Consider the following 15,414-nt stretch of genomic DNA (forward strand, 5'->3'; position numbering starts at 1 on the left):
TCAAAAACCGTTGACTCATTTCCCGCGATCCCTATAATGCGACTCCACACAGCGGGGGTGATTAGCTCAGTTGGTAGAGCATCTCCTTTACACGGAGGGGGTCGGCGGTTCGAGCCCGTCATCACCCACCACTCTAAACCGGTGGCTCCGCAGTGTAGGCAGTACCAGACGTGTACAGAAATGGGTGATTAGCTCAGTTGGTAGAGCATCTCCTTTACACGGAGGGGGTCGGCGGTTCGAGCCCGTCATCACCCACCATTTCTGAACAGGTTGTTATGAAGTACCGAAGTGGGTGATTAGCTCAGTTGGTAGAGCATCTCCTTTACACGGAGGGGGTCGGCGGTTCGAGCCCGTCATCACCCACCACTTCGGGTCGTTAGCTCAGTTGGTAGAGCAGTTGACTTTTAATCAATTGGTCGCAGGTTCGAATCCTGCACGACCCACCAATGTAAAAAGGCGCCCTAAAGGCGCCTTTTTGCTTTTCTGCATTTGCTCATTTGCTCATTTGCTCATTTGCTCATTTGCTCATTTGCTCATTTGCTCAGCATTTGACCCTGCGGCACCATTACTTTCACTGACAGTCAGAGAGATAAACCCATGGCTTGCCGTACGGCGCAGAGTTAATATCGGGCGGCATATCCACCGAGTAGAAGTTCTGCCTGTAAATCTTCTCTTTATATGAAACCTTTTCGCCATAAACACTATAGGTTTTTTTACTCTCCCACTCTGTGTAGCCCGGACAGTTACCTGTAGGATTGGGGACGGGATCTGGAGATGTGGTATAAAAGTTGGCAACTGCTTCGCGGCGTTCATTTAGCCGACGGGCATTATCCTCGTATTTGGCACTCCCCATGGGAACACCATTGTAGGTGATGCGCGGATTAGAGAAATAATTCAGGCGCGGACAGCTCCCGGTCTGACAATTATAGGACATGATAGTACGCCACTTAGGCTGACTCGCTGCCACTTCATATTTAAATCCATGCCGGTAACAGGGTTCACGCGTTGGCGCTCCCCCGTACTGATACAGATCGTGGCTGGCTCCTATGTTGTGACCCATTTCATGAGCAAAAGTATAGGTGCCCGTCAGAGACGAATATCGGATGACCGACGCAGCATTTGCCTTAGTGGCGTCTACCGTTCCATTCCCCGTACCCGAGGTATCTTTCACCAGCATCACTACCAGATCGGCACCGGTTTTATCCCTGAAGGCATTAATCTCTTTGCTCAGCGCGGAACCCGAACTGACCAGCATTTGCCTGCGCATACTGGAATAATCGCCCATTTCATTATATGTCGCATCCAATATGCCCGCATTTTCAAAGGTTATTTTAACATCACTGTTTTTCGCGCCCTGATTCGCTTCGGCAAAGGCAACCGATGCCAGCGCGTTGATGTTCAGTGAAGCCATTACCGCTCGGGACTGGTTGGTCGTCACTAATGCCACTCTGATCGTACTTTGCTCTTTAACCGGATCAACGAATTGTCCTGGATTATCCGGGCAGACGATAGCGGCTTTGCTGCCGGAGAAAACAGGCAAGGATTCGTCGTTGTTATCTTCCGAAACTTTAGCTTCATCTACCCTGACGATAGCAACCTGCCCAGTGCCACCGCTGAGTGGAAAGATCTGATAAAGCTGACCGCGGGTTCTGAACGTTCCAGCCAGCGTATGATGATTAAATACCAGGGTAGCCACATTTTCAGGATCGCTAATGGCCCCTTTTCCCATTTCACCTCTTACTAACATCGGGTCTGTTGAGGCATGCTTTGTTGCTGTCCCCGTCCAGGTATAACTCCCATCGTTATTGAGGATCGAGGACCACCGCTTATATTCAACGGTATTACCTGCTGTAGTCAGCAACGTCAGTTTAGCGCTGTCGGGATTTAATATAGAATAGTCAATGCTTGCTAAACGTATTTCACGGGTGGAACGAGAAACAGTAATATCTGAAAGAAATGTGTTGTTTGATTTATTAAGGCCACCCTGCATGCCTGGGTTTTTTAGATGTGAGATAAGTGGAGGCGCAGCATGTGCCAGCGTAACCAGACATATTGCGATATAAATAGCATTAAAAAGAAACGCTCCAACTGCCCATTTTTTTTGCATTATAGTTTACCTGTTTGAAATGAAAAACAGTCAGCCACCTGACAGGCCCCTGTTTCCTATTCTGGCAAAGCACAGAGGGATAGCAAATTCACTCAGTGATATTATCAATTATTTTTTATTGATAAATTTATTATTATTATTCTCTGAATAACAGGAAATATATTAATCACGCCTGACCGCTAACCACATTTTTTCTTATACTGCTCACGAGAGGCGTTCATCGTCTCCGCCGCCCTGCACGCCACCGGGCCTCAGGTCCTGCCTGCGCACCTTTTCGAATTCTTAGCGATTTTTTTACGAATTCTCTTATCAAGTATCTCCTTCAACCCTCCGATAACCGTACTGGTCTATTACAAAGGAGAATACGATGACGACTATCAGTGGTAGCAGCACAAGTTCAATTGGGTCGGCAAGCTCGGGCGGCGGTTCAACCTCCCAGATTGCCACGCTGACCAAGCAGATTACTCAGCTGGAAAATCAGCTTAAGAGTCTGGGCACTGACGATTCGCTCACTACCGAGCAAAAGTCAGAGCAGGAACAGCTTATCCAGAGCCAGATTCAGATGATCGAATCTCAAATCGCCCAGATTGAGCAGCAGCAGGCGCAGAAGGCTCAGGAAAAGCAGGAAGCGAAAAAAGAGACGGCCAGCACCAACGTAGCCGATGGCATCAACCGTCCAACCGCGACCAACTCAATTAACGTTTACGTCTAAAACGCTGGCATAACGCGGCGTTGCTGCGTCAGCAGGGTTGCCTGCTGACGCACTTCCTGCCAGATAGCCTCTGCTGCCGGCGTGAGCGAGCGGTTTTTACGTCGTACCAGCATAATCGTCCTGTTGATTTCCGGTACCATTCGCCTGACAAGCAGCGGCCTGCCCTGCGGCAACGGTAGCGCCAGCGCGGGCAAAATGCTGATACCTATCCCCGCCTCCACCATCGGATAGAGCGTGGCCGGATGACCGATTTCCTGCACAATCTCCGCCCTCACCTGCTGCGCGCGCAGCGCTTCATCGATCAGCACCCGACTGCCAGAGGTATAATCCTGAAGCACCAGCGGCCGGTCGTTCAGCATTTCCCAGCTGATGGTTTGCTCTGCGGCCAGCGGATCGTCCTGACGGCAAAGCAGGAGAAAAGGCTCATCGAGGATCGGTTCACAGGTGAAATCCTCAACCGTTAAAGGGCCAATGACGATGCCGAAATCCACTTCCGCGTTACGCACGCTTTGCAGTACCCACTGCTGTGGCCGGTCGCGCAGCATTATCCTGATGTCAGGGTAGTTTTGCTGGCTGGCCGCCAGGCACTGGGGCATCAGATGAGCTGATATCGTCTGGCTGGCCGCAACTCTTACCGTGCCGCTGCGCTGCTGCCCATAGCTGCGAACATCCAGCAGCGTGGTATTCAGCTCCTCCAGCAAACGCTCAAGCCGACTGGCAAGCTGTTCGCCCGCCTCGGTCAGCATCACCTCCCGGGTGGTGCGGTCCAGCAGGCGAATCCCCATTTCCCCCTCCAGTTCCTTGATGCTGTGACTGACCGCAGACTGGCTCAGGCCAATCTGTTGACCCGCCTGGCTAAAACTACCCTGCTGTGCCACGGCAACAAATACCCGCAGCTGGCGAAGCGTATAATTCATCTATTTTATTCATATATGGATTCAATAAATCAATTTTATTTCTAAACACGTCCGGCGCACAATAGCCACATTGTTTTTTAACCAGGCATTAACAATGGGACTCTTCCGCATCGATCCACTGATGTTAAAATTGATTATCACCGTGCTGCTGGCGACGTTCATCCCCGCGCGCGGTCATTTCGTCGATATATTTGAATGGCTGACGACGGCGGCTATCGCCTTGCTGTTCTTTATGCACGGCGCCAAGCTGTCGCGGGAGAAAATTATCGCAGGCGGCGGCCACTGGCGGCTTCACCTCTGGGTGATGTGCAGCACCTTTGTGCTCTTCCCCCTGCTGGGACTACTGTTTGTCTGGTGGCATCCGCTGCCGGTCAGCGCGGAGATTTACACTGGCTTCCTCTATTTATGCATCCTGCCTGCCACCGTTCAGTCGGCTATTGCCCTGACCTCACTGGCAGGCGGTAACGTTGCGGCGGCGGTTTGTAGCGCCTCTGCATCCAGCCTGTTAGGCGTATTTATCTCTCCGCTGCTGGTCAGTCTGGTGATGGACGTCCATAACGACGCTGCCAGTGGTAACCTGGAGCAGATCGGTAAGATTATGCTACAACTACTGGTACCCTTTTTGGTCGGGCACCTTTCACGACGCTGGATCGCCGGATGGGTGGAAAAACACCGTGGGCTGATTGGTAAAACGGATCAGGCCTCCATTCTGCTGGTCGTCTATTCCGCCTTTAGTGAAGCCGTTGTAAATGGTATCTGGCACCGCGTCGGCGTCAGCACCCTGCTGTATATCGTGGCGGGTAGCCTGGGTATCCTGTTTGTGGTGTTACTGATCAACCTGCTGGCGGCCAGAATCTTCGGGTTTAACCGTCCGGATGAGATCACCATTCTGTTCTGCGGCTCGAAAAAAAGCCTCGCAAACGGCGTCCCGATGGCCAATATCCTTTTCCCGTCGGCATCGGTAGGGATTATCGTACTGCCGCTGATGATCTTCCATCAGGTGCAGCTGATGGTCTGTTCGCTGCTGGCACAGCGCTATAAGAAGGCCGGAGAAAAGCTGGCGCAGGAGAAGCAGGCGCAGAATGAAAAAGCGCCTCAAAACGTGGTCCAGTCGCAAAAATAGTTACGCTGTGAGCCTGTCGAAGAATCAGCCTGGCGGCTATTCTTCGCTGGGCTCAAAAGCTTCGCGTCTCTGTTTTGTTCACATCCGCCTGCTGATGCGCATTACCTAGCCCGCGACCGGGCAACGTCTGACAGGCCCCACCCTTATTCAGCGGCGCAGCATCAGGATAGCTTTCATCCGGCGTAATATAGACTTCGGTGGTTGCCACATAGCCATCCCGAAATATCGCTTCAACGTAAGCGGCCTGCCAGCCTTTATGCGGCTTCACCAGCGTCAGCGTTATCCTGCTTTTAACCGGTAGAGTAGAAGACTCATAGTTAACGCCGCAGGCCAGACGGAAGTCGCGATCGTTCGCGTTATAAGCCCGCCACAGGGTTAACTGTTTAGGATATTCTGAAAGCTTAATATCCAGCAGCCCTTTTTTTAACGACGTATGGATTTTGGGTAAGGGCTTTCCGCTCTGAATACGGTTGATAAAGGGAATCAGTGACGATTCGGCGAATCGACGAATACCCGCATGGTCGCTATTAGGAACGACCCTTAAAGACTTCATACCCGGCAGCTGGTCATAATAGTAGCGGGAATTATCAGGCACGTAGAAATCGTCACCGCTGGCATTGATAATGTATTTTTTAACAGCCAGCCGTTTTTTATAGGCCGAAGACTGATATTCAAGCGGATCCTGTATCTTCAGCAGCTTGCTGAAATTCGGCATATCAATGCTGGTATCAATACCCTCCTGATAATAAGGCGAGAACGCCACTGGCCAGTTGTGTCCATATACCCGATACATATGCTTGAGTGCCTGCCGGGTACCCAGCATATCCATCACAAAGGGCGCGATTGCCTCGACCCGGGGATCGGCTATGGCAGCCAGCCAGCTGCTCCAGCCACGTTTGGAAAGCCCGGTGACGATAAACTCTTTAATTCTCCACTCCCTCAGCTCTCTTTCAGCCAGCGACATCGCCTGAGATACGCTGGCGGCCATAGGGATATGCAGCGGTAAAAGTGACCGCTCCGTCGGGTTTTGCATAAACAGAGACCAGCTATGGGCTACGCTGTTATCCTCCGCCCGTGTTTTATTATCGTCACGCCAGGTCTGATACTGATTAGGGACATCACTCAGAGAGAGGATAATGGTGCGCGTTGCCTGAGCCAGCGCCGTCAGCTGGGGAGGTGTCATATCGCTGGGTGCAACGGGCGGCTTATTGTCGATATTATTATTAGTGCCGTTATTAACAAATATAACCGCCTTCCCCCTTTTGGCTCTGGGAGGGATATAGATATCTACATCATGCTGCCACTCTTCAGGCTGTACCAGACCGGCAGGCGACCATGACTGCGAATTCATGCGATAATGTAAAATATCAACCCCCGCTACCTGCTCATCGCTTATCCTGGTATATTTCGGCGGGGACTCGGAAATACTTCTGGTATAACAAGGTAATACATCACTAAAATCTCGCTTCTCACTGAGGCAGCGGTCGTTGTGCCTGCTCGCTTCAGCTGACGAGCTAACAGCGATGAATAGCAGTAAGGCTAGTCCATATTTTATTTTCATCAGATCACCCCTTCGCCCATTATTGTCCTGAGTTCGAGGGTTAATATGAATCATAGCTTTTTAGGGTACAAATCAATTAACGATGTTAAAAGATTATATAAGCGTTAGTAGCGTAGCGGATTAATCAGCCCCTCAAGCCCTTCAATTTTTATGGCCAGCGTCAGCTGCATCAGCTCACCCAGTTTTCCCTCAGGAAATTCGCCCTTACGGGCGAACCATAGCAGATAAGGCTCCGGCAGATCGATAAGTCGCCGCCCTTTGTATTTACCAAAGGGCATTTCGGTGTTAGCAATGTCAATCAGCTGCTCTTTTTCCATCTCAGTTATCCAGCAGGCGAATAAGCTCAGCCTCGTCGATAATCTTAATATCCAGCGCCTGCGCCTTCACCAGCTTAGAGCCTGCCGCTTCACCGGCGATAACCAGATCCGTTTTCTTCGACACGCTGCCGCTGACCTTAGCGCCCAGCGCAGCCAGGCGATCTTTTGCCTCATCGCGAGACAGAATGGTCAGAGAACCCGTCAGCACCACGGTTTTTCCGGCGAAGGGGCTGTCAATTTCGTCTTTATTAACCACCTCAACTGCCGGCCAGGTGACGCCTGCCACCTCGATCAGCTGACGAATCACTTCCCGGTTGCTCTCTTCGTCCATAAAGTTTCGCACGTGGCTGGCAACCACGGTGCCGACGTCCTGCACGGCGATCAGCTCTTCTAAAGAGGCGTTGATAATGCTTTCAAGCTTACCAAAATGTGCAGCCAGGTTGGCGGCGGTCGCTTCGCCCACCTCGGTAATCCCCAGAGCATAGAGAAAGCGGGCCAGCGTGGTCTGCTTCGCTTTTTCCAGCGAGCTGACCAGGTTTTGTGCTGATTTTGGCCCCATCCGATCCAGGCCCGTCAGCTTACCGGCGGTCAGGCTGAAGAGATCGGCAGGCGTTTCGACATACTGTTTTTCCACCAGCTGGTCGATAAGTTTGTCGCCCAGGCCATCAATATCCATCGCCCGGCGTGAAACAAAGTGCTTCAGTGCGCCTTTACGCTGCGCGCCACAGATCAGGCCGCCGGTACAGCGCGCAACCACTTCCCCCTCTACCCGCTCTACGTCCGATCCACACACCGGACAGTGGCCAGGAAACACTATCGTACGGGCATCATCCGGGCGGTCGGCCTCAACCACGCCCACAACCTGGGGAATAACATCCCCGGCGCGGCGGATAATAACGCGATCGCCGATATGCAGACCCAGACGATCAATTTCATCTGCATTATGCAATGTCGCATTGCTGACCATCACCCCCGCTACCTGCACCGGCTCCAGTCGGGCGACCGGCGTAATCGCGCCGGTACGACCCACCTGAAACTCTACGTCCCGTACCCAGGTCAGCTGTTCCTGCGCCGGGAACTTAAACGCAATCGCCCAGCGCGGCGCGCGGGCAACAAAGCCAAGCTGTTCCTGGAGTTCCTGAGAATCCACTTTGATGACCACGCCATCAATATCAAAACCGAGCGTCTCACGCGCCGCTTCCACCTGATGATAAAACGCCAGCACCTCTTCCGGGGTGTGGCACAGGCGAATACGATCGCTTACCGGCACACCCCAGGCTTTAAGCTGCTGGAGTCGGGCGTGATGCGTACGCGGCATATCACCGCCTTCGAGCAGGCCGAAACCGTAGCAGAAGAACGTCAGAGGGCGTTTAGCGGTAATGCGGGGGTCAAGCTGGCGCAGCGAACCTGCCGCAGCGTTGCGCGGATTAGCGAACACCTTGCTCTCTTTGCGACGCGCTTCCTCATTCATCGCCTCAAATCCCGCCTGCGGCATAAAGACCTCACCGCGCACTTCGATACGCGCAGGGATGTTGTCCCCCCTCAAACGCAGCGGGATGGCGCGAATGGTGCGCACGTTGGCGGTAATATCTTCACCGGTGGTGCCGTCGCCGCGCGTGGCCGCCCGCACCAGCAGGCCGTTTTCGTACAGCAGGCTGACGGCAAGACCGTCCAGTTTCAGTTCGCAGCAGAAGGTGATGTTATCGCTATTTTTCAGCCTGTCCTGTACCCGCTTGTTGAAAGCGAGATAGCTCTCTTCATCAAACGCATTATCCAGCGACAGCATCGGCACTTCATGCCGAACCTGCCCGAATGCGCTGAGCGGTGCGGCCCCCACGCGCTGCGTCGGCGAATCCGGGGTAATCAGCTCAGGATGCGCCGCTTCCAGCGCCTTAAGCTCCTGCATCAGACGATCGTACTCCGCATCAGGAACGTCCGGCGCGTCCAAAACATGATACTGGTATTCATGATGGCGGAGGGCAGTTTGAAGCGCGATAATTTGGTCTTGAACGGGTTGCATAGCGGCACCATAACGATAAAAAACCCCCGGCAGGCGGGGGTCTTGTCAAACGTGAATTCAGGTTGTCAGCCCGACCCGGTTGCGGTTCAGGCGTTAGCCTCAATCACATCACGAATACGGTTTTTATAAGTTTCCAGCTTTTGCGGCGTCATCATGCGGCGCTCATCATCCAGAACCACGCCGCCAACGTCGTCGGCAATACGCTGTGCGGACTGAAGCATCAGCTTGAAGTTCTGATTGGCATCACCGTACGAGGGCACCATCATAAAAATCGAAATGCCGGGCGTGGAGAAGTCAGACATCTCATCCGGGTTGAATGATCCGGGCTTAACCATATTGGCCAGGCTGAAGAGGACCGGGCCACTGCCCGCCGGGCTGAGATGACGATGGAAGATGTTCATTTCGCCGAACTGGAAGCCAGCCTGCAGGACCCCTTGCAGCAGCGCCTCACCGTTTAACACACCGCCTGCATGTGCGCCAACGTGCAGCACCAGCACCGTCTCTTTTGCGCGCTCCTGGCGAGGAGGCGCAGGCTTTTCAACTGGCGCACTGGGTTGAACTTCTTCCTCAACAACCGGATCGAAAGCAGGTTCAAAGGTCGGTTCGACAGGCTCTGCCGGAACGGCCACGGATTTAACCGGCGGGGCTGATGGGCGCACAGGCTGAGGACGCTGAACGGGTTCGGCGACGAATTCAGGTTCCTCAGGTTCAGGCGCATGAGGTAGCTCACCGCTAAACAGAGGATCCAGCTCCGGCTGCGTATCAGCCAGCGGCTGATGTCGCACAGGTTCTGCGGGTGCGCGAGTCTTTGATGGCCGCGATGGCGCATCATCAACGCTGCGGGCATCGAAACCAGGCTCAGCCTCGTCATCCCCGCGCGATCGAGGGCGCTGCACGCGCACTTCCCCTACGCCATCATCAGCGTTGTCGAAAGACTCTTCTTTATCCTGTTTTAAACGCTTGTGAGGGCGATCGCGAAAAACGGATGAGCGCTCTTTACGGCTGGTCCAGAGGCCATGAAGTAAGAGCGCTATTATGGCGATCGCGCCAACAACGATTAATATCAGACGCAAATCCTGCATCATTGTATTCTCTGTTGTTCCAATACCTTGCCACCGCGGCAAACTTTATCCTCTAACTGTATTTGCCCTGGGTAACAAGTGCAAGTCCATGCAGTATTTTCTGACAAATAAGCGTGCATCGACACGGTTTTTTGCTGCTTTTTCATGCAAAAGCCCCTCGGCCTGCATAAATGATCGCGTTATGATAGCGCCGCATAGCCGCATAAAGGAGAAAAGCAGCCTATGAACCCACATCACTCCCCCGCTCGCTCGCAGGGTATTCACTATTTTTCCGAAGGGTGGAGGCTGGTTCGTCTGCCCGGTATTCGCCGCTTCGTCATTGTGCCGCTGCTGCTCAATATTGTGCTGATGGGGGGCGCGTTTATCTGGCTGTTCTGGCAGCTCGGTAAATGGGTTCCCGCGCTGATGACGCTCATACCTGGCTGGCTACAGTGGCTGAGCTATCTGCTATGGCCACTGTGCGTGATTTCGATTGTGCTGATATTCAGCTACTTCTTCTCGACGGTCGCTAACTGGATAGCCGCCCCGTTCTGCGGCCTGCTGGCTGAACAGCTTGAGGCAAGGCTGACCGGTAAACCACTGCCCGATAGCGGCTGGGGCGCGCTGGTCCGGGATCTGCCGCGCATTATGAAGCGCGAATGGCAAAAGTTTGTCTGGTATCTTCCCCGCGCCCTTGGGCTGCTGCTGCTTCACGTTATTCCGGGTTTTGGCCAGACGGTGGCACCGCTATTGTGGTTTCTCTTCAGCGCATGGATGTTATCTATCCAGTACTGCGACTACCCGTTCGATAATCATAAGGTCAGCTTCCGGGAGATGCGTCAGGCACTGAAACAGCACAAAACAGACAATATGCAGTTTGGCGCCCTGGTCAGCCTCTTTACGCTGGTGCCTATTCTGAATTTAGCGATTATGCCAGTCGCCGTATGCGGGGCAACGGCGATGTGGGTGGATCGCTACCGCGGGCAGTACAGTCGGCAGTAGAGGCGGCTTATGCCATTTCATTTATCCTTATTGCTGCATAACATATATATATACGATTTCTTCACTTCCTTGAGAAAATGAACGAGGTATGCTCTTAGTATTCCCAAAATTTCATACAGTAAGGACGGGCTATGAGTAAGATCTATGAAGACAACTCGTTAACAATCGGTCATACGCCGCTGGTTCGACTGAACCGCATCGGTAACGGTCGCATTCTGGCAAAAGTGGAGTCGCGCAACCCCAGCTTCAGTGTTAAATGCCGTATCGGTGCCAGTATGATTTGGGACGCTGAAAAGCGCGGTATTCTGAAACCCGGTATTGAACTGGTTGAGCCGACCAGCGGTAACACCGGTATTGCGCTGGCCTACGTAGCCGCCGCACGCGGCTATAAGCTCACGCTAACCATGCCTGAAACCATGAGCGTTGAACGTCGCAAGCTGCTGAAAGCGCTGGGTGCCAGACTGATCCTGACCGAAGGCGCCAAAGGAATGAAAGGCGCCATCGCAAAAGCGGAAGAGATCGTTGCCAACGAGCCGGATAAATTTGTTCTGCTTCAGCAGTTCAGCAATCCGGCTAATCCGGAAATTCATGAGAAAACCACCGGTCCTGAAATCTGGGATGATACCGATGGTGAAGTTGACGTATTTATTGCTGGCGTCGGCACCGGCGGTACGCTGACCGGCGTGAGTCGCTATATCAAAAACACTAAGGGTAAAAAAGAGCTGATAACGGTCGCGGTTGAGCCTACCGATTCGCCGGTTATTGCTCAGGCATTGGCGGGTGAAGAGATTAAGCCTGGTCCTCACAAAATTCAGGGGATTGGTGCCGGTTTTATCCCGGGCAATCTCGATCTGAATCTGATTGACCGCGTGGTGGCTATCTCTAACGAAGAGTCCATTTCGACGGCCCGTCGTCTGATGGAAGAAGAAGGTATCCTCGCCGGTATCTCTTCCGGCGCAGCCGTTGCGGCCGCGCTGAAGCTTCAGCAGGAAGAGGCATTTGCGAATAAAAATATTGTCGTGATCCTACCCTCCTCTGGCGAACGCTATCTGAGTACTGCCCTGTTTGCCGATCTTTTCACCGAGAAAGAATTGCAGCAGTAGTGCCATTTGCGTTGAAATGAGTAAAAAAGCACCCAATTGGGTGCTTTTTTGTGGGCTGCGTCAAACTTTTGCCTGGATGCAGATTGCAATTACCCGGCAGTGTCTGTTATCTAAGCAACCAATTAATTCGGCCCGTGAAATTAATCGCCCTTTGAACTGGATCAAGCTGAATCGATTTACTGGTTTGGCGCGGCAGCCTAAATAGCGGCATAATGGGGCAAGGGAAAGCGAAGCGTGGATTGCTGAGTGCGCATCGCCGTTTCCAGCCGGACCAGCGCAGTTTTTGGCACGTTAATGAACGCAGGCCAGCGCGACACATCCAGGCTAAAGTCTCGGTCTCAGACTAGACTTTAGTTCAACAACATCAAACGACATAAGTTGGGGAAAAATAATGTTCCAGCAAGAAGTTACCATCACTGCACCAAACGGCCTGCATACCCGTCCTGCTGCGCAGTTTGTGAAAGAAGCGAAAGCATTTAACTCAGACATTACCGTGACGTCTAACGGCAAGTCAGCCAGCGCAAAAAGCCTGTTTAAGCTGCAAACGCTGGGTCTGACTCAGGGTACCGTCGTCACATTGTCGGCGGAAGGCGAAGACGAGCAGAAAGCCGTTGAGCATCTGGTTAAGCTGATGGCCGAACTCGAGTAAACCCTCTGACTGTCTGCTCACCGCCTTATCAGGTGAAATTAGTGCAAACATATTGATCGCGGACAGCTTGTCCGCGTTGTTGCTTTCGTAAACTCCTTCGCGGGCCAGCCGAAGGCAATAATCAAATTGCAGAAAGCCTGATGCGCCCGGCTCGCTGAGTAGATTAGCCGACAGTCCAGGATTGATCGCCTCAGGTGATTATCAGTTATAAAAAAAGGTAGGGTTATGATTTCAGGAATTTTAGCATCACCGGGTATCGCTTTTGGTAAAGCTCTTCTACTGAAAGAAGATGAGATAGTTATCAACCGGAAAAAGATTTCTGCCGACCAGGTCGGTCAGGAAGTTCAGCGCTTTCTCGATGGTCGTAAAAAGGCTTCAACGCAGCTGGAAGCGATCAAAATTAAAGCCGGAGAAACCTTCGGTGAAGAGAAGGAAGCCATCTTCGAAGGGCATATTATGCTGCTGGAAGATGAAGAGCTGGAGCAGGAAATCATAGCCCTGATTAAAGACGATCTGGCTTCTGCTGACGCGGCCGCATTCTCTGTGATTGAAGGCCAGGCGAAGGCGCTGGAGGAGCTGGACGACGAATACCTGAAAGAGCGCGCGGCTGACGTACGTGATATCGGTAAGCGTCTGTTGCAGAACATCCTTGGGCTGCACATTGTTGACCTGAGCGCCATTGCGGATGAGGTTCTGCTGGTCGCTAAAGATCTGACGCCGTCAGAAACGGCTCAGCTAAACCTGGACAAGGTACTGGGCTTTATCACCGACCTCGGTGGTCGCACTTCCCACACCTCGATTATGGCCCGCTCGCTTGAGCTGCCTGCTATCGTGGGCACCGGAAACGTGACCAGCCAGGTAAAAAATGGCGACTTCCTGATCCTCGACGGGGTAAATAACAGTATTTACATTAACCCGACTTCGGAAAAAATTGACGAACTGAAGGCGATTCAGACCCAGTACGTTACCGAAAAGAACGATCTCGCCAAGCTTAAAGATCTGCCGGCCATTACGCTGGATGGGCATCAGGTTGAAGTCTGTGCCAACATCGGTACCGTGCGCGACGTTGCGGGCGCAGAGCGCAACGGGGCTGAAGGCGTTGGTCTGTATCGCACCGAGTTCCTGTTTATGGACCGTGAGTCACTGCCGACCGAAGAAGAGCAGTTCCAGGCGTATAAAGCCGTTGCCGAAGCAATGGGCTCACAGGCGGTGATTGTTCGCACGATGGATATCGGCGGCGATAAAGACCTGCCCTATATGAACCTGCCAAAAGAGGATAACCCTTTCCTCGGCTGGCGTGCGATCCGCATCGCGATGGATCGTCCCGAAATTCTTCATGCCCAGCTTCGCGCCATCCTGCGTGCCTCGGCATTCGGTAAGCTGCGCATTATGTTCCCAATGGTGATCTCCGTTGAGGAAGTACGTATTTTGAAGGGCGAACTTGAGAGCCTGAAAAGCCAGCTGCGCGAAGAAGGCAAGGCCTTTGATGAGAGCATTGAGACGGGCATCATGGTTGAGACCCCGGCGTCAGCGGCAATTGCCCATCATCTGGCGAAAGAAGTCGATTTCTTCAGCATCGGTACTAACGATCTGACTCAGTACACGCTGGCGGTCGATCGCGGCAATGAATTAATCTCCCATCTGTATAACCCAATGTCTCCTTCGGTGCTGACGCTTATCAAGCAAGTTATTGATGCATCTCATGCTGAAGGTAAATGGACAGGCATGTGTGGTGAGCTGGCAGGCGATGAACGTGCTACACTACTGTTATTGGGAATGGGGCTGGACGAGTTCAGCATGAGTGCCATTTCTATCCCACGCATCAAGAAAATTATTCGTAATACGAATTATGAGGATGCGAAGGCATTAGCAGAGCAGGCAATGGCTCAACCTACAGCGGACGAGTTGATGAACCTGGTCAACAAGTTCATTGAAGAAAAAACACTCTGCTGAGACCTCGTGACGCTGGCCCAATATTACTGCTTAGGAGAAAATCATGGGTTTGTTTTCAAAGCTTTTTGGCGATAAGTCAGATACCTCAACTGGAGCCATTGAGATTGTCGCACCGCTGTCAGGAGAGATCGTCAATATCGAAGACGTACCGGACGTGGTGTTCGCAGAAAAAATTGTTGGCGACGGTATCGCTATCAAACCGACTGGCAATAAAATGGTTGCGCCGGTTGATGGTACCATCGGTAAAATTTTCGAAACCAATCATGCATTTTCCATTGAATCAGACAACGGCATTGAGCTGTTTGTCCATTTCGGAATTGATACGGTTGAACTGAAGGGTGAAGGCTTTAAGCGTATCGCTGAAGAAGGGCAGAAGGTTAAAAAAGGTGACGTCGTCATCGAATTTGATCTGGCGCTTCTGGAAGAAAAAGCGAAATCAACGCTAACGCCAGTGGTCATTTCCAATATGGATGAGATCAAAGAGCTGGTTAAACTGACGGGTAACGTTATCGTGGGTGAAACCCCGGTTATCCGCATCAGAAAATAATCAGCGCTCCTTAAATCAAAGCCCTCTGAGCAATCAGGGGGCTTTTTTTTGCCTGTTTCCGCGTGACGTGATCAGGCGCTTATCCGCAATGCCTGCCGCAAATCAAACACCTCGGGAGAGGTCGTGAGATTAAGCTGTTGGTCAATAACATTCAGATGCTCTTCCATCAGCGTCTGAGCGAGCCGGATATCACCTGTTTTTAACGCCTCAATGATGCTGCTGTGCTCGCAGCACTGACAGTCAGGGGCATTGTAAGTATCCCAGCTTTAGTTCCACGCACTTTTTGAGATTTCCAGTTTCTCAGCCATCAGCCCATATTCTTCCGGCGTCAGGTTATTCAGG

At 52.3% G+C, this 15,414-nt stretch carries 13 protein-coding genes, 4 tRNA genes and 1 pseudogene; 11 read left to right on the forward strand and 7 right to left on the reverse strand.

Annotated features, from left to right (window positions below; translation table 11 throughout):
- Window positions 1–55 precede the first annotated feature (55 nt).
- From A1830_RS11510 to A1830_RS11525, 4 genes are all read left to right on the forward strand, one after another.
- A tRNA-Val gene (locus A1830_RS11510) sits at window positions 56–131 on the forward strand.
- 51 nt (window positions 132–182) lie between these two features.
- A tRNA-Val gene (locus tag A1830_RS11515) sits at window positions 183–258 on the forward strand.
- A 32-nt stretch (window positions 259–290) separates the two neighbouring features.
- Window positions 291–366 (forward strand) — tRNA-Val (locus tag A1830_RS11520).
- A gap of 4 nt (window positions 367–370) precedes the next feature.
- Window positions 371–446 (forward strand) — tRNA-Lys (locus tag A1830_RS11525).
- 125 nt (window positions 447–571) lie between these two features.
- On the opposite strand, the gene A1830_RS11530 is transcribed toward A1830_RS11525, so the two are convergent.
- A complete protein-coding gene (locus A1830_RS11530) occupies window positions 572–2,107 on the reverse strand; it encodes a M12 family metallo-peptidase (RefSeq protein WP_082804152.1) in 1,536 nt (511 codons plus the stop codon).
- A 367-nt stretch (window positions 2,108–2,474) separates the two neighbouring features.
- Between A1830_RS11530 and A1830_RS11535 the strand changes: the two genes are divergently transcribed.
- Entirely contained in the window at window positions 2,475–2,819 is a 345-nt protein-coding gene (locus tag A1830_RS11535) for a FlxA-like family protein (RefSeq protein WP_067705865.1), read from the forward strand.
- Here the strand turns inward: A1830_RS11535 and A1830_RS11540 are convergent.
- Entirely contained in the window at window positions 2,816–3,736 is a 921-nt protein-coding gene (locus tag A1830_RS11540) for a LysR family transcriptional regulator (RefSeq protein ID WP_067705867.1), read from the reverse strand. The genes A1830_RS11535 and A1830_RS11540 overlap by 4 nt on opposite strands.
- 94 nt (window positions 3,737–3,830) lie before the next feature.
- On the opposite strand from A1830_RS11540, the gene A1830_RS11545 reads away from it, so the two are divergent.
- Window positions 3,831–4,859 (forward strand): bile acid:sodium symporter family protein, encoded by a 1,029-nt coding sequence (locus A1830_RS11545; RefSeq protein ID WP_067705869.1) that lies wholly within the window; start codon window positions 3,831–3,833, stop codon window positions 4,857–4,859.
- A gap of 52 nt (window positions 4,860–4,911) precedes the next feature.
- On the opposite strand, the gene A1830_RS11550 is transcribed toward A1830_RS11545, so the two are convergent.
- The 4 genes from A1830_RS11550 to zipA form a co-directional block, all read right to left on the reverse strand.
- Window positions 4,912–6,420 carry a PhoPQ-activated pathogenicity-related family protein gene (locus A1830_RS11550; RefSeq protein ID WP_067705871.1) on the reverse strand — a complete coding sequence of 503 codons (1,509 nt, stop codon included), beginning with the start codon at window positions 6,418–6,420 and terminating at the stop codon, window positions 4,912–4,914.
- A 104-nt stretch (window positions 6,421–6,524) separates the two neighbouring features.
- Window positions 6,525–6,737, reverse strand: a complete 213-nt coding sequence (locus tag A1830_RS11555) for a DUF3820 family protein (RefSeq protein WP_067705872.1) — start codon at window positions 6,735–6,737, stop codon at window positions 6,525–6,527.
- Between the two features lies 1 nt (window position 6,738).
- Complete coding sequence (ligA, locus tag A1830_RS11560; RefSeq protein ID WP_067705874.1) at window positions 6,739–8,757, reverse strand: NAD-dependent DNA ligase LigA; 2,019 nt, start codon at window positions 8,755–8,757, stop codon at window positions 6,739–6,741.
- Window positions 8,758–8,843: 86 nt separating this feature from the next.
- Window positions 8,844–9,842 (reverse strand): cell division protein ZipA, encoded by a 999-nt coding sequence (gene zipA / locus A1830_RS11565; RefSeq protein ID WP_067705875.1) that lies wholly within the window; start codon window positions 9,840–9,842, stop codon window positions 8,844–8,846.
- A 219-nt stretch (window positions 9,843–10,061) separates the two neighbouring features.
- On the opposite strand from zipA, the gene cysZ reads away from it, so the two are divergent.
- The 5 genes from cysZ (at window position 10,062) to crr (ending at window position 15,072) form a co-directional block, all read left to right on the forward strand.
- Window positions 10,062–10,820 carry a sulfate transporter CysZ gene (gene cysZ / locus A1830_RS11570; protein WP_067705876.1) on the forward strand — a complete coding sequence of 253 codons (759 nt, stop codon included), beginning with the start codon at window positions 10,062–10,064 and terminating at the stop codon, window positions 10,818–10,820.
- A 131-nt stretch (window positions 10,821–10,951) separates the two neighbouring features.
- Window positions 10,952–11,923 carry a cysteine synthase A gene (gene cysK, locus A1830_RS11575; protein WP_067705877.1) on the forward strand — a complete coding sequence of 324 codons (972 nt, stop codon included), beginning with the start codon at window positions 10,952–10,954 and terminating at the stop codon, window positions 11,921–11,923.
- Window positions 11,924–12,314: 391 nt separating this feature from the next.
- On the forward strand, window positions 12,315–12,572 hold the full coding sequence (ptsH, locus tag A1830_RS11585) for a phosphocarrier protein Hpr (RefSeq protein ID WP_067705882.1): 258 nt from the start codon (window positions 12,315–12,317) through the stop codon (window positions 12,570–12,572).
- A 225-nt stretch (window positions 12,573–12,797) separates the two neighbouring features.
- Window positions 12,798–14,525 (forward strand): phosphoenolpyruvate-protein phosphotransferase PtsI, encoded by a 1,728-nt coding sequence (gene ptsI / locus A1830_RS11590; protein ID WP_067705884.1) that lies wholly within the window; start codon window positions 12,798–12,800, stop codon window positions 14,523–14,525.
- Window positions 14,526–14,568: 43 nt separating this feature from the next.
- Window positions 14,569–15,072: a PTS glucose transporter subunit IIA gene (crr, locus tag A1830_RS11595; protein WP_067705886.1), complete on the forward strand. Its 504-nt coding sequence runs from the start codon at window positions 14,569–14,571 to the stop codon at window positions 15,070–15,072.
- Window positions 15,073–15,338: 266 nt separating this feature from the next.
- Here crr and A1830_RS23980 read toward each other — a convergent pair.
- A pseudogene (locus A1830_RS23980) lies at window positions 15,339–15,414 on the reverse strand (integrase); the annotation flags it as partial.

It is taken from the genome of Erwinia sp. ErVv1, assembly GCF_900068895.1.
Taxonomy (GTDB): Bacteria; Pseudomonadota; Gammaproteobacteria; order Enterobacterales; family Enterobacteriaceae; genus Erwinia.